Raw genomic sequence first — 22,865 nt, 5'->3', positions numbered from 1 at the left:
TAAGACTTGAGGAGAGGAGATAACAGTAAAATCATTATTGGTAGATAATAGATGCATCAACTTGAATATATCTATCGACGAATCAAACTTCAATGCCCCCGCCAATCCATCGGCAACCTTAAACGTTGCCTCGGCGGTTCCTGTTTTTAATTGCCCATTTCTCAATGCCCACTCTACCCCATATTTCAAGTCATCACTCAGGGTAACCTGGGCGACCAGCACTTCGATCAAAACTTGGGTCGGCATATTATCAAGGCGTTCGAGCAGTTTGACAACCCGCTGATAGTCGGTGTACAGGGCGCGAATCAAGACGATATTCCGAGCATCATCGGCAATCATACTCGGTTCTCCTGAGAACTGCATGGAGGCCAAGGTCTCACCTGTTGGAGTCTTAACTGCCGTAGATGGGGAGGCTGCCCCCGGATTCTGGCCCTGACTGTCGGCAGTGGTCCCTGGCGGACGGATAGAACCTGGAGTAGTTGAGGTGCTGCTCTTTTTCCGATTGCTTACCGCCTTGCTCTTGGGTGACGACGAACCCTTTTCTGTAATCAGGGAGCCCACCAGATCCACCAACTCCGAGGCCACCGAATTACGAACACTATAAATATAGATACTGTCTCGTCCTCCGGTCGGCGCGCGGTCCAACTCCTCCACCCACGAGACCGCAGTCTGCACCAGTTCTTCATTATAGCCGATCAGCATCAGGGAGTTGACCCGCTCAAGAGGCACCAGTTGCACCCCATCATAATCTTTCTTGTTCACCTTGAGCGCCAGGAGGACCTCCTTCAACTCGTCGCGGAGATCAAACAAGGGGGCTTGCTCAACCCGAATCACCTTGACCCGCATCGATGACAACGAGGAGACATCGAGTTTGGAGAGGATGGCCATGGCATCAATCACCTGACCCTCGAAGTCGGAGATCACCAGGGTATTCAAATCGGCAAGATTATAGATAACCGCCTGTTGTGACAGGTAGGGTTCAAGCAACTTCTGGGCCTCACCAGAGCCAATATGCATCACCGGCACAATCTGGGTGATCAACCGGGATGAGGGTGTTAGCTGTCCGACTTGGTCCTTGTCGTAAATTCTCAATGACGATGGTTTGGCTGCCACGAAGATATAATAGTGATCCCCCTCGTTGCGGATATCCAATCCGTTGATATTCAACATCTTTTTAAAGATCACGAAAAGCTCCCCTTTGGGGATCTTCTGACCGGAGCGGATATTGACCACACCCTTGACCTGGGGATCAATGATGTAACTTAATTCCAAAGTCTCGGCGATAACCTGAATGACCTCATAGATATCGGCGTTATCAAAATTGAGCATCACCCCTTCACCCTCAATGCCCTTAACAGAGGGATATTTCGTTTCAGTCTGCACCCCCTTCAGATACTCATTGCCGACATCCGGGCCCTGGGAAACATCCCTGGTCTTGGGGCTGGTGTCCTTGCCGGACAGCTCCTGCTTCTGATCTTCACTCAACTGTTTGCTGGCCAAATCTCTCTTAGTCTGCACAACATTGCCACTGATTTCAGCCAGATCGACCCACGTTCGTTGCTTGGGTGCTTCCTTGGCCATACATCCAGGCAACAAAAGAATGACCATCATGGTCAACAAATAGAAAAAATTACGAAGAAAGGTCATCGGCACACCCAAAAGATTAAGTGGAAAAAAGTACCTGCTAAAGAAAGATTGATGCTGTTTGGTCTTCAAAAAGCGACACGACGTATCGCCCTCACCCCTTCCATAAATTACCAACAGTAATCAATACACCATCTCAAAAAACTCTAACAACAACATAACTCAACAGGTTGACGGTGATCAGTTACCGGTTTACGGTTAAACCGATCACGATCAACCATTGGCAGAACTCACTAGCCGTCAACTGCCAACCGCAAACCGATAACCTAATGAGTTACATATCAACATCGTAATCGTTCACCAGAAGCGTTGAACGTGCGGATTTCACCGGACTGTAAACGTTTACCGGGTGCCCCAGATGAGCGATTTATATTGACCCGCTTCGTCGGTCAATAAAGCGGTCTGCGAAGTGTGCTAGTTGCACATGAGCAGGCCGCTAACAAAGCAGATGGGGTGCCCGGTGAACGTTTACACAACATCAATTCATCCCCGGTGTGGGCGGCAACTCGACCACTGCCCCACCTGGCCCCATATCCACCCCTGGTGGCTGGGGCACAGCTTCATCGCTACCCCTTGACTGCCGCATAACCTTGCTGGTGTCAGGGGCTGGTGAAGACTGCCGAGAGATCACCATCCTCCGGACCGGGGCAGACGGTTGGCTTCCTGGAGACGACGAGGGCGCAGCTTCCGTTGGAGAATGAGCCCCTGGTGGCATCGCAGGCACTGCCCGTGGCGCTGCTGCAGGAGGAGGGGAGGGGACGCTTCCCCCACCAACTCCAGCAGGATTCATTGGATCCCCTCCGCCTCCGATCGTTGTCGACAGAACTCCACCTGGAGACGGTGGCCGTGGCGGTCCGCCCCCAAGCTGTCCGGAACCGGGTCTGGTCGGCGGGGCCTGCCGGGTCTTTTCCGGATCAAACAACAACTTTTCAACTGTCTCATCACCCTTGGCAAAAATAAGCTTATCTGGCAGAATCTCCGCCACCTCATAGCCGCTGATCTTATCCCCCACCTCAAGCTGAGCATGCTCTTCGGCCCCTGCCCCTGGAGGTGGACTTTTACTCCTGGATGACCTGGAAGCCGGTGTTGCAGGGCCGCCAAGGCTTTGGCTCGGATACAAGATAAGGGCCCGGCTGAAGGCATCAGCAATAATCGAGCCGACAAAGGTTATCTCTTCAATAGTGGCAGTAATCCCTTGCGCATTTTCGTTATACTCCCCCTCGTCTTCCTCTTTTTTTTCGTCCGGCAGAGGCTCGTCCCCCCCCAGCATCCTCTCCTGGTTAAAGACATAGCCGACTTTCAAATCAGGCAGAGTCGCAGGGGCCGTCGGTTGCATCGGCTTGGCAGGAACACCCGGCGCCACAGTCTCACTGCCCAAGACCGCCTTCTTGGCCAATAAATCGGTAGATTCCAGAGCGCCTTTCCGCCAATCACTGGCGACCCCACGCATCATGAACATGGCCAAAAACAGTAGAATAACAACTAAGGCAGATCGAATCATGCTTTCCGGTCTCCCTTTCCTGACACGCTTTTTTCCTCTGCTGGAGGTGACGGTTCATCAAGCCGGTAATAGCCCTTCAACTCGAGAAATATTTTCAGTTCCTCTTTTTTAAACGGTTTTACTGTAAAATTATCGACCTTAAACAGCCGGTCCATTCTATACAATTCTGATAAAAACCTGACGAAACTATCCAGCGTTCCTCCCAGCCTAACCTTAAGAGTCACTTCACCATAGGGCAGGTCACTCCCCTTCCCTCCTTTGGTAATCGGGCTCAATGACTCAGGGGTAAGCCCCACTCTAGCAAGCACCTCCTGAAGTTTAATCTGCATGGCCGAGGTAACATCCCTGGCGGACGCTCCCTGGAAAAGTTGCAATTCAAACTGCTGCTTTCGGGTGGAAAGTTGCTGAACGCGCGTCCGCACCGCCTCTATATCCTTAGTCGACATCCGGTACTGGCCCAACAAGGCCTGCTTGCTCTCAACCCCATGCAACACTTCGATATATTTACCATTAATCAGGCGCACTCCATTCATTAGGAGCAGCACGCCAACAATGACCAGCAGGCCATTGCGGGAGCGGGCAAGAGCCAGCAATTTGGTAAGGGTGAGTTGCAAGTTGTTCACGGCAGAGTGATCTCCACATTAAAATACGTCTTGTTCTGCCGTCTACTGGTGGACTTGAGCTGGGTGGTGCCGATCTCCTGAAGCTTGGCGGTCAACCCACTGACCTCCTCGGTGTACCCCTGGATGGAGGCAAGATTATTGACCTGATCCAACCGTAACTGGTCCACATACGATGTGGCGGGCATCACGGTAGTCAGCTTGGTCATAAAGGCGATCACATCTATGTTTGTCCCAATCATCTCTACTTGAGCAATTGCCTTCAAGGCCTCTTCCTCTTGCTGCCGCAAGACCTTCATCTCGGTTACCTGTGGCATAATTGCCTCAATCTCCCGATTCACCTGGTAATTGAAGCTCTTCAGCTTATAGGCCTTAACTCCGCCCCAGACCAAAACAGTCAAGACATTGACCACCAGCAGCACGCCAATAATAATCTTGAGGTAATCCGGACGCTGATAGGATGCCGGCAGCATATTGTAGGTCTTGAGGTGGGGACGCTGGGTGAGGAGCTGACAGGCGTCAAGATAATCAAAATAAGGTGGCGGCGGCAGGGCCTCGACCGACTGTTGCTGGAGATTGTCTTGGTCGAGTTTAAAGACCATGTCGGTTTGACAGACCTCAACCACCTCTCCAAACGAGGGAGCAACATTACAATACAGGCGATCCTGCATGACAGGCCCAACAAAAATAAAGGCCTTGATATAGCGCCCCGGCAAGAGCAGGCCCCACTTGCTTTTACGATTAAGCTTGTTGACATAGCGCTGACTCTCAGGATAGAGCCCTGAGATTTGATACCCTCCCTCCAGGATTTCCTGAACATAGGCATCGATATAGCCACTCTTAGCGGCATACAGGGTAATATGGTAGGCATCGTCACCCTTCTGGACCACATGGCTGTGCCAGATGGTCTCATCGGCAAAAGGAGTGACCATCTCCAACTGATACCCAATAGCCTCATCGATATCAGCGGTATCCAAGGGCAGATCAAAGGCCTTGAAGAAGAGTAAATCCTCAGAGATGAAAAGGTGCAAGGTCGACGCGTGACCGTTAACCTTGACAATGAACTCGGCAATCCTGGCAACCACGCCACGATCCTCACGGGCCACGAACTCCACAACCCTGCAATCGGTGGGATGGCAGAAGGCCAAGCCATTTTTATGGATAACTATCTCAAGGGGCTCTTTCATATATAGCGTTCCTGCCAGGCCAGGCACATAAAGGCGCCGCCTTCCTTCTTTATAACCATACTGTCGATCGTGCCAGGCTGCTTGGGGAGCGCAGTACCCGCCTCCACTGCCTCCTCGGATTGCATCTGGTCCTGTTCGACTCCGGCATACCCGGTCCCCACGACATAATAATACGGGTTATTAGGGGTGCCGAAGGTAAGATATGGCTGAAACTTAGTAAAGTTGTCGCCAAGGATCTCGGACGCCATCGCCGGAGTCAGTTGCCCTCGGAACTCTTCTTGAGCGCTGTAATAGGCATCCACACTTTCTTTATCACCTCCGGTGAGAAAATCAAGCATTGCCGGGGTAAGGCTGTTGAAATTTATCCTGCCATCCATGCTGTTAACCGTAAAGACTTCGTGGGCGGAAAACTTGCCAACCATTGAACCAGCGCCCCTGATCAGAAAAAAATCGGCAGGATCTTCGATCTTGCCATTACGGGGGATGTAAGGATCATCCAAAGAACCGTAATACTCACTCTCTGCGCCATTTTCTCGGTAAAGGTCATCGTTATCCCGCCAATCAAGCAGGGAGTCGACGACGATGGCAATCGCCTCCTCTTGGCCTTCACCAAGCTGATACTGCAAAAAAAGCTCGAGCAGGGCCTGGGGCGATCTATTGAGGTCGATCTTGCCCCCCTCACTGGTCACATAATACGTAACTTTGCCCAGAGGCAGAAAAACCTGATATTCGTAGCCATGGATAAAATCTTGCCAATCCTCCTCGGCCCCAATGGCCGGAATATCCATAGGCCGGTCAAGTATCCGAAACAGGCCAAGATTCAATCCGGCTTGGGCCAGAAAATGTCCGGCAACCCGACGCTTGATGTTATGCGAAATCGAGAGTTCGGTCCTGACCTGCAAGATTAGCTGCGATGCCAGAAAACTCGCCAACAAGACCACGATGATGACAACAACCAGAGCAAATCCTCGATCTGATGCCCCTCTCCGGCCATGCCGCTTCTTCGAGAACCAAGGCGCTTCCATCCCGGTTACTTCCGCTGTAACTGCAGAGTCATAAACTCACCAGTTTCATCCAAGACTTCCACCAATTGATACCTCCCGCCCTCAGCCACGGCTTCACCGCTACCACCACTCTGGTCACTGGCACTGCCCAAAACGAGCACAGTCTGCTCAAAAGCCAAAGAGGTCGCAAAAAGCTCGGTCCGCCCCTCCTCCATTTTTAAAATATTTCGCGCTGACATCGAAAAATTTTGCAAAATAGCCACATAGGCAAGGCCCATAATAGTGACCGCAACTAAGATTTCGAGCAGGGAAAACCCCTTCTGTCCCAGACGCAAGAGGTTATGTTGTCTCAACAATGAAAACTCCTCATCGACAGCGCAACAACTCTGGTCGATAGGATAATAGAATGACGGATATCCAAAACACCTTGCATCCCCAATGTCAGTTACCGTTCAGACCGCAGAAACTGCCATTGCTGAAGGGCTTGCTCGTCAATGCATTTTGGCACCAGCGCATACTCCTCGTCACGAAAAAAGAACACAACCTCAGGGCTTTCGGCAGGGTCATATTGGACAGAAAAAGGGTCTTCATCCCAGGCCAGGACTGACATTTCGGTAAAATCAGGAAGATACTCCTCACCATAATCGATATTGTAATAATCCCGCTTTTCCAGATAGTAGATGGCGCGATCACCCTCGTTATACCGGTAAACAGCTAAGACCACCCCGGCCTCCGGATAGACATAAGGACTCCTGGTCACCACCTTGAACGAATCCTCGTCCGCCCACATCAGAATTTTCCTCTGCTTAACATCATACACGGCGCTGGCTGTCTGCCGCTGCACTAGGGATAAAAAAGCGTATTTACGCTCCATGGCCAAAATCTTTCGCCCCCCCTGGTCTGTAAATTTAATCCCGACATTAAGCACCGAATAGAGCATAGTCGCCACCATCGCCAGAAGCACTGTGGCTATCAGGATTTCAAACAGGGAAAATCCCCTCTCCCCCCCGTGTTCCCGCCAGAACGAGGCCTTATTCATCGTCAGGATCCTCCAACAGCGGAATCCCGGTCAAAGGATCAATGAAGATACTCTCCGTCCTCTCACCAACAGTCAGAGTGATCAAGCCAGGGGTAGCATAGCCCTCCGGTGAAAAGCCAATCTGCAAGGGTTCAAGCTCCAAAGCGGCATCCTCGGCAAGTTCCAACTCCCGGACCTCATTCACCCCCCCGCTCAAGACAAGGTTCACCGGACCACCTTCCTCGGACGCGGTCATCATCACCAACGTCCCCTCGGTGATGGCCTGAAGCCGGGCATAGCGAACCGCCGCCATGATCTTTCCGGTTTGCCGTTTAAACTCCATGCTGTCAAGAAACCTTCCCACTGCCGGTCCCACAACCCCGGCCATCACCCCGATCAGGATCAGGACCACCAGGAGTTCGATAAGGGAGAAACCACCACAAGCCCCTCGATTGTCTCCATCTCGATTCATCGACCCGCCAAAAAAAAATTATCCTGCAATATCGTTAATACTCATGATGACGGTCAACATAGAGACCACGACGTAGCCCGCCCCCAAGGCAATCACCAAAATAAATATCGGCTCGACCAGAGCGATAATCCGTTTCACTCGCTGGCGTAGTTCCTTGTCGTAGTGATCAGCCACCTGTCCGCAGACCTCTCCGACGCTGCCCGACTCCTCACCGATGGCAAGCAAATCCACGGCCAAATCGGGAAACAGCCCTTTTCCCTGGAGTTTGGGGGCGATTCGCTGACCTTCCTTCAGAGCGCGAGTAGCATTCTGCAACAGCCGCTGATATTCGATATTGGCAGCAACCCCGCTACAGATCTTCAAGGCGGTTGCCAGATGGACCCCATTCTTGACCAGCACCTCCAGAGTCCGGAAAATACGGGTAGTCTCAAGCTCCCGGACAAATCCTGAGATAAGGGGCAAGGTAATCGCCTTGGCATCGAGAAAAAGGCGCCCCTGTTCGGTTCTGCAATAGGAGATAATGGCAAATACAGGCACTAAGATAGCGACTGTGGTGAGCAGCAGGTGATTAGAAATAAAACCCGCAACGTCCATCAGAATCCTGACATTGAGCGGCAGACGCTGCCCCATACCTTTAAACAAGACCTCAAAACGCGGCAGAATAGTGGTAACCAGAATCCCCACCGCAATAATCCCCACAACCAAAAGAATCGCAGGATAGATGGCTGCCGAGACAATGAACTGACCTAACTCCTGGAAGGTCTTCTGATATTCAGAAATCCTGAGCAGCATGGCCGGCAAGATACCACCCTCTTCGCCCGCCCGTACGATGCTGATATACATCGGCGAAAACATGGGGTAGTCCGCCAAGGCCTCAGAAAACGACTTTCCCTCTTTCAACTTGCGCTCAATCTCCCCGGTAAAGTGCTGAAATGCCGGTTTCTGACTGTTCTGTTTCATTGTCCGAAGCGAGGCATCGAGCGACAACCCGGCGTTCAGCAGCAGGGCAATCTGAGTGGTGAAGAAGTCAATGTCAGTCTTTGTCAACTTGTTTTTACGGAAGGCGCTAAACGACAGATTAACCTTCTTGCTGGCCCGGTACGGTTTAATCTCAAGCGGTCTTAACCCCTGACTCATCAGCCGCCGAGCCGCCGACGCCTTATCAATCTCCTCGACCGTGCCGCGCTTGACACTGTTTGCGGAGTCAAGCGCCGAATAGCTATACAAGTTCATGCATCAAGCTCCTAGTCACCCGCATAACCTCTGAGTACGTGGTAACCCCGGCCTTAACCTTCTCCAGACCGTCGTGATACATGGTGAAGAAGCCTTCGCTGTCGGCGATTCGTTTCAGGTCAAGAAGATCAAGCCCCTGGGAGATGCCTTTACCTATGGCGTCAGTAATCACCAACAGCTCATAGACCCCAATCCGGCCGGTAAACCCGGTGCCGGAACAGGCATCGCAACCCCGCCCCTTATACATGGTGAAATCATCGTCCTTTGATCGCGAGGGCAAAAACTCGGAGATCATGCCCTTTGGCTGTTTGCACTCCTTGCAGATGCAACGCACCAGGCGCTGGGCGAGAATCGCACGGAGTGAAGAGGAGATCAGAAAACGCTCCACCCCCATATCGATCATCCGGGCGACAGCCGAAATAGCATCATTAGTATGGAGGGTGCTGAAGACCAGATGCCCGGTCAGTGACGACTGCACAGCGATCTCGGCAGTCTCCAGATCTCGAATTTCGCCGACCATGATGACGTCCGGATCTTGACGAACGATTGAGCGTAAGCCTTTGGCAAAAGTCAGTTTTATCTCTGGCCGAACCTGAATCTGATTGATGCCCCGCAGCTGATACTCCACAGGGTCTTCAAGGGTGATAATCTTATTGGTGCCTGAATTGATGTAATTCAAAGCGCAGTAGAGGGTAGTCGTCTTGCCACTTCCGGTTGGGCCGGTAACGAGGACAATCCCGTCAGGGATGGTGATCATCCTCTTGAAGCTCTTCTCCATCTTCTGCGGCATGCCAAGCTGGTGCATGTCGAGAATGATATTGCCCTTCTCCAGGATACGAATGACGACGCCCTCGCCATAAACTGTGGGCATGGTGGAAACCCGAAGATCAAGCTCCTTGCCTGAAATACGGATCGAGATCTTGCCATCCTGGGGCAGGCGGCGCTCTGCAATGTCTAGAGCGGCCAGAAGCTTGGTCCGAGAGACGATAGCCGCTTGCATCGCCTTCGGGGTAATTTCGTACTCGTGAAGGATGCCATCAATACGCAGACGGATATAAAACCCCTCATCAAAGGGTTCCATGTGGATATCACTGGCCCGCCGCTTGACAGCGGTGTCGATCAGATTATTGACGTACTTGATGACCGGGGCCTCAGAGGCCATATCCTTGAGTTTATCGATATCAGATTCTTCCCGGCCGATGGGGTCGTCATCAGCGCCCTCATCTATACTCAACCCATAATGCTCGTGAACGATGGTGCGCAACACCGACTCGGTCGTGATCTGGACCTCGAAAGGCTCGACAAAAAGCAACTCAACCGTGGATAGCACATCCCCATCCAAGGGATTGTTAACCACCAGGAATAACTTATCCGCCCGCTTGAGCACGGCAAAAGGGTGTTCACGATGAAAGAGCTTCGAAATTTCAAGAGGCTGAACCTCATCAATAGGGTCTGGCTTATAGACCTCAATCTCCACCTGTTCCGCTAGGGTCTCTACCAGGTCCAATTCGCTGATAAATCCCAGCGAGATCAGAATTTCACCAAGTCCCTGGTCCACGGTTTCCATGTGGGCCAGGGCCCGCTCCATCTCGCCCTTGGTGATCTTGCCCTTGCTGATCAGCAGTTCACCGATCTTATTTTTTTTCTTAAAAAATACCGTATTAAGCATGTTGTCTCACCTGGCGACATCCCGCATATCTCAAAACCATCACCGCTGCCCTTCTATCGCGTCCAGCAGCTTAGCCGCCAAATGAATATCCAAAGACACGAGCCGTTCATACGCAGCCCTGGCCTCACGCCATCGACCGAGTACAGCCTCGACGATCCCGACATTGAACAGGGCGCGGGCAAACTCCGGTTCAATTCTCAGCGCCTCGGTGAAGGATTCCAGGGCATCAATCCAACGATCTTGCGCAACCAGAGTCACTCCCAGTTCAAAATGGGCAAAGGCAAATTCCGGACGCAGGGCAACCGCCCGCCCAAGGACTCCCGCCGCTTCATCCAAACGGCCCATCTCGCGCAGCACACGACCAAGATTGCATATGGTCAGGGCGTCTCCCGGTCTCAGAGCCTCGGCCCGGGAGAGACTTGCCGCCGCATCCTCCAAGCGTCCCATTTTTTGGTAGGCAGTTCCCAACAGGTCATGGGCATGGGGATCGTCCGGCTGAAGCCTGACAAGTTCATGATAGGTGTCAATCGCCTCTTGCCACTGTCCCAGAATGCTATAGCAATAGGCAATATGAAAAAGGGTATCAACACTCTCGGGGTGCTGACGCAGATCATCAATGAAAAAAATGAGCGCTCTATCATAGTCTCCTGCCAAGAAAGCACATTTGCCTTGATGACCGGCATTATCCAAAGCGTATTGGTGGGTCGAAGCCATTCTATTCATCAACTCATTCTAATCCCGCAAGAAGACTCTTTCTCGCACCATCACAATTTTTGATCAAAAATCACAGGTTACCATTCATAATCACCATGACAGTGATGCTTTGTCAAGCCAAGCCTTGTACAGAAACCGGTTTTTGGGAGATCCCCTGGCAAAGAAGTTGATTATAACCAAGACCAAGATCACAATTAATATGCGTGGTCGTCACTATTCAGAATAAAAGAGGAACTTCCCAGGTCAACGGTGAAAAAGTTACCAATTATCAGTTACCGGTTTACGGTTAACAGATTCACAGATATTATTAATCATTCCATGTTGATGATATCTGTGAGTGATCAGCCATTTGTAGAAATCACTAACCGTTAACTGACAACCGTAAACCGATAACCTTCTAAGTTACATAAAAAGTTTCATTCTCGCTCGGCTTTGGCTACAATTCAGGGCAACTATTCCTTTTCAAACTATCTCCGAGACCGCCATGCCTCAAGCCTGTGACCTCCTCATTATTAATGGCATTATCCTTGCCGAGCCTGGCATACTTCGACCCATCGCCCACGGCTATCTTTCAATCGTTAAGGGAACAATTCTGAACCTTGGCACAATGGCAGACCTTGATAAACCACCCTGTGCCAAGATGGTGATTGATGCCAGGGGGGGGATAGTGATGCCAGGACTCATCAACGGCCATTGTCATGCCGCCATGACCCTCTTCCGGGGCTTAGCCGATGACCTGCCGCTGATGGAATGGCTACACCAGCATATCTTCCCAGCTGAGGCCCGCTTTGTTTCACCTGAGATGGTCTACTGGTGCAGCAAACTGGCCGCCGCAGAGATGATCCTCTCCGGCACCACCACCGTTGCTGACAGCTATTTTCATGAAGAAGCTGCAGTCCAGGCCTTTCGCGATACCGGAATCCGGGCCGTAGCGGCTCAAGGGATCATCGACTTCCCAGCGCCAGGTGTCCCGGACCCCAGAGACAATATTACCGTTGCGTCATCCTTTCTTGAAAACTTCCAAGGACTTAACCGCATCCAACCAGCGATCTTCTGCCACTCGCCATACACCTGCGGGACAAAAACCCTTGAACAGGCCAAAAACCTCACCCGCCGCCATGGCTGCAAGCTCTTCATTCATCTGGCAGAAACCGCCGAAGAAGTCCGGCTGATTCATGCCCAACACGGGACAAGTCCGACTCGCTACCTTGACCGCCTTGGGCTGCTGGATCAGGAGACCGTGGCTGTCCACTGCGTCCACCTGACAAACGACGATATCTCCCTGATCCGAGAAAGGGGGTGCGGCATTATCACCTGCCCCGAAAGCAACATGAAACTTGCCAGCGGCATCGCCCCTGTGCCCGCCATGCTTGAGGCTCAGATCCCCACAGGCTTGGGCACTGATGGCTGCGCCAGCAACAATGACCTTGACCTCTTCTCAGAGATGGACACTCTGGCCAAGCTGCATAAAATCAACAGCCAGAACCCCACAGTCCTCCCTGCCCGACAGGTCTTGGGGCTTGCCACCAGCAGCGGGGCTAAGGCGCTAGGCCTTAGTGGCAGCATTGGCAAACTCGCTCCCGGTTTTGCAGCCGACTGCCTGATCCTCGACCTGAACACCCCCCATCTTACCCCATTCCACAACCCCGACCTCCTGGTCTATGCGGCCAAAGGCAGTGATGTCCGCACTGTGATTATCGACGGGGAAGTGGTGATGGCAGAGCGACGGATCCTGACATTTGACATCGCAGAGACCATGGCCAAGGTCAGGGAAATGGCGAAGCAATTACAAATTTGACAGCGAGAATTACGAATTGTAAAAAATACTCTCATAATTCGTAATTACCCTCAAATCCAACCCTTAGCCGTGCACGAGGAGAGCACCAACCCCTTAAGTCCCTTAATGAACACGGGGTCGGTATTGAGAGAGGGGGTACGAATGAGATCAACACCAAGACCTGCCGCCAGAGCACGGTATTGGATATCAATCTCACACAAGGTTTCCACATGATCGGAAACAAAACTGATCGGCACCATGACAATACGACGGCAGCCAAGACCTGCCAAGCGTTCGATGGTCTCCGGGGTAGATGGCGACAGCCATTCGACCGGCCCGCTACGACTCTGGAAGCAAAGATGGCCCTGCTTTCCGGTCCTGGCCTCAATCGCGGCGATGGTCCGCTTAAGGTGATCCACGTACGGATCACCCTCTTCGATAAACTTCACAGGCAGACTATGGGCGCTGTACACCACCTCAGCCACTTCGTCAGGACCCAAGGCCTCACTAACCCTTGCGGCCAAACAGTCAACATAGGCAGGATCATCCGGCCAAGAATCAATCTCTACCAATTCAACCGATGTCGATTGCGTTGCCAGATACTCCTTGAGATCCTTCAACGACGACCCGGTCGTAGCAATAGAATAGTGTGGATACAAGGTCAGAGCCACAAATCTCGTTATCCCCTGGGCCAACATTTTTGGTATCACCTCTCCGGCAAAGGGGTGCCAATAACGCATGACCATCCCCACCTGAAACAGGCCATGCCCTGAGAGGTCGGCCTCCAAAGCCCGACACTGATTAGCGGTAATGGAGTTTAACGGGGAGCCGCCACCGATCTGCCGGTAATAGCCCTGACTCTTCGGAGCTCGGCGTTTAGCGATTAACCAGGCGATAGGCTTCTGCAGCAATGCAGGTCCTAGACGGATAATGAGACGATCTGAAAAAAGATTGTAAAGAAAGGGTCGAACATCCGCCACCCTCTCAGGTCCACCCAAGTTAAGGAGGATAACCCCAACTGTCTTGCCAGAGGCGGTCATTGGCAGATTTCGGCCCGAGAGCCGACAGGCCGACTCCAATCCAAGGGCACGACTTCCTGCCACGACGGACAAAAGTCACCAAGCCACTCGGACAATTCCTGCGGCCCAAACGCCAATCCCTGGAAAATCTCCTGCTCAATAGCCAGACAACGCTCGAAATTGTCCCGAATCAGAACATGGAGGGCGGGATCTCCGTTACCATAGCGGTCGAGGATATAAATCAGACGCTCTTCCAGCGGCACAATCTGATCATGATTAACCCTCTTATCTGCGTAATAGACAATCTCCTTGGCCGAAATCGGGGTCAGAGGAAAGCTATCAACGGAAAGCACCACATGCTGGGCCACCAACGGCGCCACCTCATTCATCTCATGCTCAAGGCAAATATCCCGTCCCAGAAGAGCATGATTGCACTCGCTCTCCAGACATAAGCTCTTGGCGATATCGTGCATCAGAGCAGCAGCCACGGTAAGTTCGATGTCGATAGTAACCCCCTGGCTGCGCATGGCCAAGGCCAGAAACTCGGCAATCCTGGCCACCACCAGCGAATGGGCGCGTATATTCGGCAGCATCCGGTACTCATCCATCAACCAGAGACAATGCGCAGGGCGGGGAATCATCAGTTCCTGCGACTTAAGGTGTGCACCAGGTGCACGGCAAGCTTCGCCTTTTCAGGGTCAGTTTCCGGCACAATGCCATGACCCAGATTAAAGATATGCCCTCGAGCGCCCTTGGCCTCGTCAAGAACCATCTTGATCCGTTGCTCCAGTTTGTCCGGAGGCAGAAACAGGGCCAAAGGCTCCAAATTGCCCTGAATCGAGACCTTTCCTTCGACTTGACGCACGACATTGTTAAGCCTGGCCCGCCAGTCAAAGCCCAGAACATCAGCGCCACTGGTCAAAGTTTGATCAAGCAGCATCCCTCCGTTATTGGCAAAATAGATGATCGGCACCTGAGTAACCTCCTTCAATGCCTTGATGATCCGCTGGACATAGGGCAAGGCAAACTCAGCGAAATCACACGGCGCCAGCACCCCGACCCAAGAGTCAAAAATCTGCAAGGCCTGAACGCCAGCCACAACCTGCCCCTTTAAATACTCAATGGTGCAGTCGGTAATCTTATTGAGCAGATCCCGGTAGAGATCAGGGGCCTTATACATCATCATTTTGGTGTGAAAAAAGTTCTTGGAGGAACCACCTTCGATTAAATAGGTTGCCAAGGTAAACGGAGCCCCGGAGAACCCGATCAACGGGACCCTGTCCACCAACTCCTTGCGCAGGATCCGGATAGTATCCATGACATAGCCCAAGTCATCTTCCGGATCGGGGATCCCAAGCTTATCAACCGCAGCGCGATCCCGAATAGGAGAAGGGAAGACCGGTCCCTGATTTTCCCTAAACTCCAAGGGGGCGCCCATCTTTTCAAGCGGTACCAGGATATCGGAAAAGAGAATGGCAGCATCAACGCCCAAGATATCTATGGGTTGGAGAGTAACCTCAGCGGCATTCTCAGGGGTCTTGCACAGATCGAGAAAAGATCCCTTACGCCGTACAGTGTGATATTCCGGCAGATACCGGCCAGCCTGCCGCATGATCCAAATCGGGGTGTAATCAACCGGTTCGCCCTTGCAGGCCTTCAAAAAAGTTGTGTTCATGTCAGATCCTTGTTCTGGTTTCAGTGCTATGCAACTCGTGGAAGCGTAACAGTCATCAAGACGTCACGCCGGTTAATCACTTCTTAGCCCGCAGCTTAAACGGCGTGTGACTGCAGAAAGGCTCCTCGTCCATATAATCGCCAGTCATGGCGTAGGCCCTGGCTCGACAGCCGCCGCAGACCTCCACGTACTCGCAGGCCCCACAACGGCCCTTGTAGGCCTTGAAGTTACGCAGATCCTTAAACAGCTCCGAGTTCTCCCAAATGTCTTTGAAGGACTTTTCACGGATATTGCCGGCTGCCATCGGGAAGTAACTACAGGGCAGGACGTTGCCATCCACATCGATGAGGACAATAAGCTGTCCAGCCAGGCACCCCTTGGAACCGCCGGTGGAAAATTGCAGACTGCGGCGCTTGAAATCATCGCCCTGCTCCTTAGCCTTCTGAAGGACCACCCGGTAATAACTCGGGGCACAGGTCGGCCGCACCAGGAGTTCATCTTCGTTCTTCTCCATCTCGTAATGCCATTCCAAAAATCCTTCGTAGTCCTCCATCGACACCAATTCATCCATGATGTCCTCGCCCCGGCCGGTGGGCACGATCATGAACATATACCAGGCCGTGGCCCCGAGCCCTTTAACAAACGGATAGAGCTTGGTGATCTCCTTTTGATTCCGCTTGGTGAATGAAGAGTTGACCAGGAACTTGATGCCATGCTGCTTAAAGAGCCGAGCGGCATTGGTTGTTGCCGCAAAGGCGCCGGGCATACTGCGAAAATCATCATGAACCTCGGCAGAGGCTCCATCCAGGCTGAGCGACACCATTTTGATACCGGAGTCCTTGATCTTATGGCAGGTCTCCTCGGTCACCAAAGTGCCATTGGTGGCCATACACATTCGGAGTCCCTTGTCCGTCCCGTATCGGGCGATATCAAAGACATCGGGCCTAAGCAGCGGCTCGCCCCCGGACAGCACCACAACAGGAGACGCGTATGAGGCAATATCATCCAGTACGCGCGTGGCCTCATCAAAGGAGAAATCAGGGTGGCCAACCGCCTCAAGTTGCGAGGAGGACCGGCAATGAACACATTTCAGATTACAACGGCGGGTGATTTCCCAGGCGATCCATTTGGGTACAAATTCCAAGGCGATTCTCCAGGCTGTATTTTGAGTTAGTAAAGTAAAATCGACACAATGCCGAATTCAAAAAAGTTATGATGCATTATACGCACCGGCCAACAATAAGTCAAAAAACCTTCCCACATTCTCACAAAAATTCCGCCGCAGCCGCAGCCAAACCGCTGCGCTCGCTCTTACGCAAGGTCACATGGCCACACATAGGCTTGCCCTTCATCCGCTCAACCGCATAGGTCAGACCGTTACTGCAGGAATCCAGATAGGGATTATCGATCTGCGCGGGATCCCCGGTCAGTACCATCTTGGTCCCCTCCCCCGAACGGCTGATAATAGTCTTAACCTCATGAGGGGTCAGGTTCTGAGCCTCATCGATAATGACATACTGCTTAGGTATTGAACGACCACGGATATAGGTGATCGCCTCCAGTTCCAGCAGATTATCCTGGATCATCTTATCGATCTTCTTCTTGATGGACTCGCCACCCTCCTCTTTGCCCTTGGGCTGCCCGAGATTCAAGAGAAAAGTCAGGTTATCGAAGATAGGCTGCATCCAGTTGGACAGCTTCTCATCCTTGCCGCCGGGCAAGTATCCGATATCCTTGCCCATGGGAATAATCGGACGTGACACCAGTACCCGGTCGTAGCGCCCAAGATTAATGACCGACTCAAGCCCAGCGGCAATAGCCAACAAGGTCTTACCGGTGCCGGCCTGGCCAACAAGCGTCACCAACTCGACTTCCGGATCCATCAACAACTCCAAGGCCATGCGCTGCTCCTTGCTGCGAGCATGCACCCGCCAGACCGTCTCCGGCTGAGACAGGAGCACCATCAGCCCTTTCTTATTGACCCGGGCCAGGGCCGAATGCTTTTCATCCCCCTCGTCTACCAGGTGGACAAACTCATTGGCATAAAGATCCATACCCTCTGTCGGCAACTCTTTTTTGGCATACATTTCGTTGATCACATCACCAGGCACCAGGACCTGGCGATGACCGGAATACAGTTCATCGAAATTAACTTTCTGCTTCTCAAAATCCATCACCTCAAGCCCCAAGGCATCGGCCTTGAGCCGGGCATTGATATCCTTGGAAACAAAAATTACCACCTTGCCCTGCTCATGAAGGGTATAGGCTACCGACAGAATACGATTATCAGGCACTGTCATGTCCATTGAGCCAAGCTTAATCCCGTTACCCTCAAGAACAATAAGCAAGGTGCCGCCGTTATCCATCGGCACCCCCCTGCTGAGCTGTCCCTTAATTCGCAAGCTATCCAATTCCCGAACCACCCGCCGGGCATTACGGCCCAGTTCATCGCCATGGGATTTAAAACGGTCAAGCTCTTCAATCACCGTCATCGGCAACACCACAAAATTGTCGGCAAAGGAGGAAAGCGCCTCCGAATTATGCAGGAGAACATTGGTGTCCAGCACAAAATATTTTTGCATTCATTACTCCTTGATTGACTCCGCAAAATACGGAGTCCTGTTGATAAGTGAATATATGACGCCTGAAGGTACTCAGCAAACCACGGAACCTACTGATCGGCAAAGAGAATACAGCCACCGGCCAGCAACAATCCCCTTTCTCCAAGATACCCTGACAGACTCGTTGGTCAAGACAAAAAAATGTGCTATAGAGTCAGCATGAAGATAGCGCTCATCCAAACCAATCCGACCATCGGCGATTTTCAGGGGAACCTGGCATCAATCCTCACCTGGACCGAGCGGGCAAAGGCTGCCGGCTGCATGCTTGCGATCTTTCCGGAGATGGCCTTAAGCGGCTACCCGCCCCAGGATCTCTTGGAACGGCCTGGCTTCATCACCCGCCAGCAGCTCACTGTCCAGGATCTTAAAGCCCAGATCCATGGCATCGACATCCTCTGCGGGCTGATCACCAGAAGCGCCGCCCTGACCGGCAAACCACTGCACAACAGCGCCATGCTCATCAGCCGGGACCAGTCATGGCTCGTCCATAAACGCCTGCTGCCAACCTACGATGTCTTTGACGAGGCCCGCTATTTCAAACCAGGCGAATTAAGCGAGCCCCTGCCGTGGAATAAGATGAACCTTGGCGTTTCCATCTGCGAGGATATCTTCAACGATCCATCCCTGCACGGCAGTCTGCTGACTTCACGCTCCTGCAACGAAGACCCACCCAGGCAACTCTATCAGGCAAATCCCATCAGCGACCTGCTCAGAGACCCAACCCACCGCCCCGACTGCCTGATCAACATTGCCGCCTCACCCTTCCAGGTCGGCAAGCCTGAGGCCAAACTCGATTTCTTCTCCGCCTTGTGCCGTCGGACCGGTCTGCCGCTGCTCTATGTCAATCAGGTGGGTGGACAAGATTCTCTCCTTTTTGACGGCCAAAGCCTGATCATCGACGCTGACGGTCGCCTGCTGGCCCGGGCCGCCGCCTTCCAGGAAGACATGATTGTTTTCGATACCAATGCCGCACCCTCCCAGCCGACAATCGTCCTGCCCACACCAGATATTGCCTCCCAGGTATTCCAGGCCCTGGTCATGGGCACCCGCGACTACCTTAAAAAATGCGGGTTTCGCTCAGCGGTGCTGGGATTAAGCGGCGGCATCGACTCGGCGCTTACCGCAGCCATCGCCGCCGAAGCCTTGGGACCGGACAATGTCTTAGGTGTCGCCATGCCCTCGCCCTACACCTCGCAGGAGAGTATCGAGGACGCACGCCTGCTCGCTGACAATCTCAAGATCGGCTTCACCACCATCCCGATCGATACCATCATGCGCGCTCAGTTATCAGCCCTCGCCCCACTCTTTGACAATCGGCCGGCCGACACCACCGAGCAAAATATTCAGGCCCGGATACGCGGCAACCTGCTGATGGCGCTGGCCAATAAATTCGGACACCTGTTACTGTCCACCGGCAACAAATCCGAACTGGCGGTTGGCTACTGCACCCTCTACGGCGACATGAGCGGGGGCCTGGCGGTCATCGCTGATGTGCCAAAGACCATGGTCTATCACGTCTGCCATTTTCTCAACCGCAACCGCGAGATCATCCCTGCCCGTACCATCAGCAAACCACCATCCGCCGAACTGGCTCCCAACCAGCGAGACCAGGACGATCTTCCGCCTTATGAAGACCTTGACCCCATCCTCTCCGCCTATCTTGAAGAGAACAAAAGCGTACGGGAAATCATCGCCTCAGGTTTCGATGAGGCGGTGGTCCGCGATGTCGTCCGCCGGATCACCAACAACGAGCACAAGCGAAAACAGGCCCCCATGGGGCTCAAAGTCACCAGCAAGGCCTTCGGCTATGGCCGCCGCTATCCCACCAGCCAGCGTTTCCGTGACGATGACTGATTCACCTCTTTTCACACAGCCGCCACTCAGCCAGACCCTTGAGGACTTGGCCTGTGCCTATTGGAGCTCAGACACCCTGTTCGCTGCCATAAAGCTGAACATCTTCGGCAACTTAGGGGATGAGACACTGGCAGTGGCAGAACTGGGCCAGCTCTGCCACTGCCACCCGGCTGAACTGACTCGCCTGCTCACTGCCCTGGCCCGGCTAAATCTGATCCTGGAAGAAACCGATGGCTGGCGGAACCTACCGGAAGCCGCCCGGCATTTGATCCCTGAGAGACCCGAGTATCTGGGTGATTTCCTCCTTTACCGCCGTTACCTGCAACCCACCTGGCACACCCTGACTCAAACAATCTCCTCTGTCCCTCTGTCGCCCGCCCTCAGCCGCGATGACGACTACCCGACCAGAAACCGTCACTATGTGCAAGCGTTGGATCAACTGGCAAGGCTCAAGGCCCAAGAGATAGTCGCCAAACTTAACCACATCCCTTGGCATGGTCCCATCCTTGACCTTGGCGGCGGAGCCGGGGCCTTGAGCCGGGCGTTGACCCAGACACATCGCCAGCAAGCAGTCGCAGCCACCCTGTTCGAGCTGCCAGAAGTCCTGGCCGCAGCCCAGGCCCTGTATCCCGCGTCCGACGCTTGGATGGACATTGCCCCCCTGCCCGGAGAGTTCCTCAGCCACTCCTTTGCTGATCATGACCGCTTCGGTCTGATCGTGCTCTCCAATTTCCTCCACATCTACAATGCAACCAACGCTAAGCTCTGCCTGAGCAAAGCCGTAACCCTTCTCAGACCATCCGGTCATCTGCTGATCCATGACTACTGCCCGGATCGCGGCGCCATCAAGGGTCCGCTCTACGACTTGAACATGCTGATCAATACCCCAAACGGCCAATGCCATAAGGCCTGCGATCTTGCGACCTGGCTTGCCGACAACGGCCTGACCGAGGCCCGAATCATCGACCTGGCCTCCGACTCAACCCTGATCATCGCCCGGAGGCCGTCATAATGAAAAAGACCCCCGTCCAACGTCAGCGGAGACTGAACAGAGCGCCGTTCCGAATCGTGATCCTGCTGGTGCTGCTAGTGGTCGGATTACTAATTGCCAAAGAGAATCTGACCAAACGTCCGGACCAACTCTACCAGACCGTAAACGGCCAGGTTGAGATGTGTCTGGCCTGCCATACCAAAGAACGACTCGACCCGGCCCACGATGTCACGATCCTCGGCTGCTCCTCCTGCCATCTCGGCAATCCAATGGCCTCAGACAAGGCGACGGCGCATCAGGGGATCGTCACCAACCCCGGCGATCTGAGGGTAGTGGAGCAGACCTGCGGCGTCAACGGTTGCCACGCCATTGACATCCACAAAGTCAAGAACTCTCTGATGGCCACCAACCGGGGGATCATTGCCACTCTACTTTACTATTGGGGCGAAGCGCCGGACCAGAATGGCGATTACTCAATCGAGGAGCTGATGAAAACCGGCCAGACATCGCTGGCGCTGGACTATTTCCGTAAACTCTGCGCTACCTGCCACCTGTGGAAACAGAAAGGCGACCTGCCCGGTGTCTTCGGTGAAAAAGGGGGCGGATGCACCGCCTGCCATCACCAGATGGACCCCGCCCTGCCCAAAGAAGGCAAAGACAAGGGTCATCCCCTGCTCACCAAGAAGGTGCCCATCGAAAACTGTGTTCGCTGCCATAACCGCAGCGGTCGAATCGGCATCTCCTACACCGGGATCTATGAGTCCGAAAACTCAGGCGCGCCCATTAAAAACGGCGAACCATCCCCCCACCGGCTCGCTGACGGCCGCGAGTATCTCGCCCTGCCGCCTGACATCCACTTCACCAAAGGCCTAGCCTGCATCGACTGCCACACTAGAAACGAGATCATGGGTGACGGCACCCGCTACGCCCACTTCGAAGATCAACTGGAGATATCCTGCGCCACCTGCCACACCAAATCAAAGCCGGGTATTACTGAAAAAAAGAACCAACTAAACAATATCAACCCGGAGACCAAGACCCCGGTGCTCACCAGCAAGCTCGACGGCAAGGAGCATCCCTTGAACGCCCCGCTGCCGATGGCCTGCGATTACACCGGTCACCAAAGATTGTCCTGCCAGTCCTGCCACTCGACTTGGGTGCCTCAGTGCTATGGCTGCCATGTCAAGCGCGACATGGCCGAGACCCACCTCGACAAGCTTACCCTCAAGGAGACGCCCGGCTGGTGGCAGGAGGGCCGATCATATATCCGCTACGAACAACCAGCCTTAGGAGTATGGAACAACCGGGTGATGCCCATCACCCCTGGCTGCCAGGACGTGGTTACCCTTCTGGACAAGGAGGGAAAGGAAGAGCGCTCGTTCTACTCCTTCACCATGGCCGCCATCGACCCGCACACCACCCAGAAAAAGGGACGATCCTGTGCCTCCTGCCACGCCGCTCCCAAAGCGTTGGGCCTAGGACTGGGCACCGTCTGGCAGGAGGAAGGCCGCTGGCAATTCACCCCCGCCACCGAGCCCCTTGAAACCAGCGCCGGGACCACGCCGCGCTTTGATGCCTATGTCACTATCGACGGCACACCCCTGCAAAAGAGTTTTCGGCCCACCTTGCGCCCCTTCAATCAAAACGAACTGGGCAGAATCCTATCCGTAGGCACCTGCCTCACCTGCCATCCGACTATTGAAGACAAGGCATACCACCCCTTCAAGGTTAACTCGTGCCCGAAGCCACCAGCTAACACTCTTATATCTCAATAAAAAACTGCAAATTCCTACAAGCTGGAATTTTTTCCGGAAAACCCTGCACGTATAACTCATATCTACGCTCTGTTAGCCCCAAACCCAAAAC

20 protein-coding genes are annotated in these 22,865 nt (G+C 53.4%); 4 read left to right on the top strand and 16 right to left on the bottom strand.

Going from position 1 to position 22,865, the window contains the following annotated elements; genetic code table 11:
* The 11 genes from FP815_13580 to FP815_13530 all read right to left on the bottom strand — a co-directional run.
* Nucleotides 1–1,647: hypothetical protein (locus FP815_13580; GenBank protein ID MBA3015955.1), on the bottom strand; the 1,647-nt coding region annotated here is incomplete at its 3' end.
* Between the two features lie 475 nt (nucleotides 1,648–2,122).
* The gene (locus tag FP815_13575; GenBank protein ID MBA3015954.1) at nucleotides 2,123–3,145 is read right to left on the bottom strand and encodes a hypothetical protein; all 1,023 of its coding nucleotides are present in this window, start codon (nucleotides 3,143–3,145) and stop codon (nucleotides 2,123–2,125) included.
* Nucleotides 3,142–3,768 (bottom strand): hypothetical protein, encoded by a 627-nt coding sequence (locus FP815_13570; GenBank protein ID MBA3015953.1) that lies wholly within the window; start codon nucleotides 3,766–3,768, stop codon nucleotides 3,142–3,144. The genes FP815_13575 and FP815_13570 overlap by 4 nt, the downstream gene beginning before the upstream one ends.
* On the bottom strand, nucleotides 3,765–4,952 hold the full coding sequence (locus FP815_13565; GenBank protein ID MBA3015952.1) for a hypothetical protein: 1,188 nt from the start codon (nucleotides 4,950–4,952) through the stop codon (nucleotides 3,765–3,767). Before FP815_13565 ends, FP815_13570 begins: the two co-directional genes overlap by 4 nt.
* Nucleotides 4,949–5,977, bottom strand: a complete 1,029-nt coding sequence (locus FP815_13560; protein ID MBA3015951.1) for a general secretion pathway protein GspK — start codon at nucleotides 5,975–5,977, stop codon at nucleotides 4,949–4,951. The genes FP815_13565 and FP815_13560 overlap by 4 nt, the downstream gene beginning before the upstream one ends.
* Nucleotides 5,978–5,982: 5 nt before the next feature.
* A complete protein-coding gene (locus FP815_13555; protein MBA3015950.1) occupies nucleotides 5,983–6,396 on the bottom strand; it encodes a prepilin-type N-terminal cleavage/methylation domain-containing protein in 414 nt (137 codons plus the stop codon).
* A gap of 5 nt (nucleotides 6,397–6,401) precedes the next feature.
* A complete protein-coding gene (locus FP815_13550; protein MBA3015949.1) occupies nucleotides 6,402–6,995 on the bottom strand; it encodes a prepilin-type N-terminal cleavage/methylation domain-containing protein in 594 nt (197 codons plus the stop codon).
* Nucleotides 6,988–7,446, bottom strand: a complete 459-nt coding sequence (locus FP815_13545) for a prepilin-type N-terminal cleavage/methylation domain-containing protein (GenBank protein MBA3015948.1) — start codon at nucleotides 7,444–7,446, stop codon at nucleotides 6,988–6,990. The genes FP815_13550 and FP815_13545 overlap by 8 nt, the downstream gene beginning before the upstream one ends.
* Before the next feature lie 18 nt (nucleotides 7,447–7,464).
* Entirely contained in the window at nucleotides 7,465–8,679 is a 1,215-nt protein-coding gene (locus tag FP815_13540) for a type II secretion system F family protein (protein ID MBA3015947.1), read from the bottom strand.
* Nucleotides 8,666–10,348: a type II secretion system protein GspE gene (locus FP815_13535; protein MBA3015946.1), complete on the bottom strand. Its 1,683-nt coding sequence runs from the start codon at nucleotides 10,346–10,348 to the stop codon at nucleotides 8,666–8,668. The genes FP815_13540 and FP815_13535 overlap by 14 nt, the downstream gene beginning before the upstream one ends.
* 39 nt (nucleotides 10,349–10,387) lie before the next feature.
* The gene (locus tag FP815_13530; GenBank protein MBA3015945.1) at nucleotides 10,388–11,071 is read right to left on the bottom strand and encodes a tetratricopeptide repeat protein; all 684 of its coding nucleotides are present in this window, start codon (nucleotides 11,069–11,071) and stop codon (nucleotides 10,388–10,390) included.
* Nucleotides 11,072–11,546: 475 nt separating this feature from the next.
* Between FP815_13530 and FP815_13525 the strand changes: the two genes are divergently transcribed.
* Entirely contained in the window at nucleotides 11,547–12,860 is a 1,314-nt protein-coding gene (locus tag FP815_13525; protein ID MBA3015944.1) for an amidohydrolase, read from the top strand.
* Between the two features lie 50 nt (nucleotides 12,861–12,910).
* Here the strand turns inward: FP815_13525 and hemH are convergent, their stop codons facing one another.
* The 5 genes from hemH to FP815_13500 all read right to left on the bottom strand — a co-directional run bounded on the left by hemH (nucleotide 12,911) and on the right by FP815_13500 (nucleotide 18,115).
* A complete protein-coding gene (gene hemH / locus FP815_13520) occupies nucleotides 12,911–13,879 on the bottom strand; it encodes a ferrochelatase (protein MBA3015943.1) in 969 nt (322 codons plus the stop codon).
* Nucleotides 13,876–14,499 carry an HD domain-containing protein gene (locus tag FP815_13515; GenBank protein MBA3015942.1) on the bottom strand — a complete coding sequence of 208 codons (624 nt, stop codon included), beginning with the start codon at nucleotides 14,497–14,499 and terminating at the stop codon, nucleotides 13,876–13,878. Before FP815_13515 ends, hemH begins: the two co-directional genes overlap by 4 nt.
* The gene (hemE, locus tag FP815_13510; GenBank protein MBA3015941.1) at nucleotides 14,499–15,533 is read right to left on the bottom strand and encodes a uroporphyrinogen decarboxylase; all 1,035 of its coding nucleotides are present in this window, start codon (nucleotides 15,531–15,533) and stop codon (nucleotides 14,499–14,501) included. Before hemE ends, FP815_13515 begins: the two co-directional genes overlap by 1 nt.
* Before the next feature lie 76 nt (nucleotides 15,534–15,609).
* The gene (locus FP815_13505) at nucleotides 15,610–16,677 is read right to left on the bottom strand and encodes a radical SAM protein (protein MBA3015940.1); all 1,068 of its coding nucleotides are present in this window, start codon (nucleotides 16,675–16,677) and stop codon (nucleotides 15,610–15,612) included.
* A gap of 121 nt (nucleotides 16,678–16,798) precedes the next feature.
* Nucleotides 16,799–18,115 carry a PhoH family protein gene (locus FP815_13500; protein MBA3015939.1) on the bottom strand — a complete coding sequence of 439 codons (1,317 nt, stop codon included), beginning with the start codon at nucleotides 18,113–18,115 and terminating at the stop codon, nucleotides 16,799–16,801.
* Between the two features lie 198 nt (nucleotides 18,116–18,313).
* Here FP815_13500 and FP815_13495 point away from each other — a divergent pair, with 198 nt between their 5' ends.
* From FP815_13495 to FP815_13485, 3 genes are read left to right on the top strand one after another with little or no spacing between them, the layout of a single operon-like run.
* Nucleotides 18,314–20,008 (top strand): NAD+ synthase, encoded by a 1,695-nt coding sequence (locus FP815_13495; GenBank protein ID MBA3015938.1) that lies wholly within the window; start codon nucleotides 18,314–18,316, stop codon nucleotides 20,006–20,008.
* Nucleotides 19,962–21,020: a methyltransferase domain-containing protein gene (locus tag FP815_13490; GenBank protein ID MBA3015937.1), complete on the top strand. Its 1,059-nt coding sequence runs from the start codon at nucleotides 19,962–19,964 to the stop codon at nucleotides 21,018–21,020. The genes FP815_13495 and FP815_13490 overlap by 47 nt, the downstream gene beginning before the upstream one ends.
* Nucleotides 21,020–22,774: an amino acid ABC transporter substrate-binding protein gene (locus FP815_13485; protein MBA3015936.1), complete on the top strand. Its 1,755-nt coding sequence runs from the start codon at nucleotides 21,020–21,022 to the stop codon at nucleotides 22,772–22,774. Before FP815_13490 ends, FP815_13485 begins: the two co-directional genes overlap by 1 nt.
* The last annotated feature ends 91 nt before the right edge of the window (nucleotides 22,775–22,865 follow it).

This window comes from Desulfobulbaceae bacterium (genome assembly GCA_013792005.1).
In the GTDB taxonomy this organism is placed as follows: domain Bacteria; phylum Desulfobacterota; class Desulfobulbia; order Desulfobulbales; family VMSU01; genus VMSU01.
The sequence above is the reverse complement of the archived record's forward strand: the minus strand, read 5'-3'. Positions and strand labels throughout refer to the sequence as shown.

Excerpts from the sequence above, each read along its gene's own strand:
- FP815_13575 (MBA3015954.1), bottom strand. The coding sequence starts at position 3,145 with ATGATTCGATCTGCCTTAGTTGTTATTCTACTGTTTTTGGCCATGTTC.
- FP815_13565 (MBA3015952.1), bottom strand. The coding sequence starts at position 4,952 with ATGAAAGAGCCCCTTGAGATAGTTATCCATAAAAATGGCTTGGCCTTC.
- FP815_13560 (MBA3015951.1), bottom strand. The coding sequence starts at position 5,977 with ATGGAAGCGCCTTGGTTCTCGAAGAAGCGGCATGGCCGGAGAGGGGCA.
- FP815_13550 (MBA3015949.1), bottom strand. The coding sequence starts at position 6,995 with ATGAATAAGGCCTCGTTCTGGCGGGAACACGGGGGGGAGAGGGGATTT.
- FP815_13545 (MBA3015948.1), bottom strand. The coding sequence starts at position 7,446 with ATGAATCGAGATGGAGACAATCGAGGGGCTTGTGGTGGTTTCTCCCTT.
- FP815_13540 (MBA3015947.1), bottom strand. The coding sequence starts at position 8,679 with ATGAACTTGTATAGCTATTCGGCGCTTGACTCCGCAAACAGTGTCAAG.
- FP815_13535 (MBA3015946.1), bottom strand. The coding sequence starts at position 10,348 with ATGCTTAATACGGTATTTTTTAAGAAAAAAAATAAGATCGGTGAACTG.
- FP815_13530 (MBA3015945.1), bottom strand. The coding sequence starts at position 11,071 with ATGAATAGAATGGCTTCGACCCACCAATACGCTTTGGATAATGCCGGT.
- FP815_13525 (MBA3015944.1), top strand. The coding sequence starts at position 11,547 with ATGCCTCAAGCCTGTGACCTCCTCATTATTAATGGCATTATCCTTGCC.
- hemH (MBA3015943.1), bottom strand. The coding sequence starts at position 13,879 with ATGACCGCCTCTGGCAAGACAGTTGGGGTTATCCTCCTTAACTTGGGT.
- FP815_13515 (MBA3015942.1), bottom strand. The coding sequence starts at position 14,499 with ATGATTCCCCGCCCTGCGCATTGTCTCTGGTTGATGGATGAGTACCGG.
- hemE (MBA3015941.1), bottom strand. The coding sequence starts at position 15,533 with ATGAACACAACTTTTTTGAAGGCCTGCAAGGGCGAACCGGTTGATTAC.
- FP815_13500 (MBA3015939.1), bottom strand. The coding sequence starts at position 18,115 with ATGCAAAAATATTTTGTGCTGGACACCAATGTTCTCCTGCATAATTCG.
- FP815_13495 (MBA3015938.1), top strand. The coding sequence starts at position 18,314 with ATGAAGATAGCGCTCATCCAAACCAATCCGACCATCGGCGATTTTCAG.
- FP815_13490 (MBA3015937.1), top strand. The coding sequence starts at position 19,962 with ATGGCCGCCGCTATCCCACCAGCCAGCGTTTCCGTGACGATGACTGAT.
- FP815_13485 (MBA3015936.1), top strand. The coding sequence starts at position 21,020 with ATGAAAAAGACCCCCGTCCAACGTCAGCGGAGACTGAACAGAGCGCCG.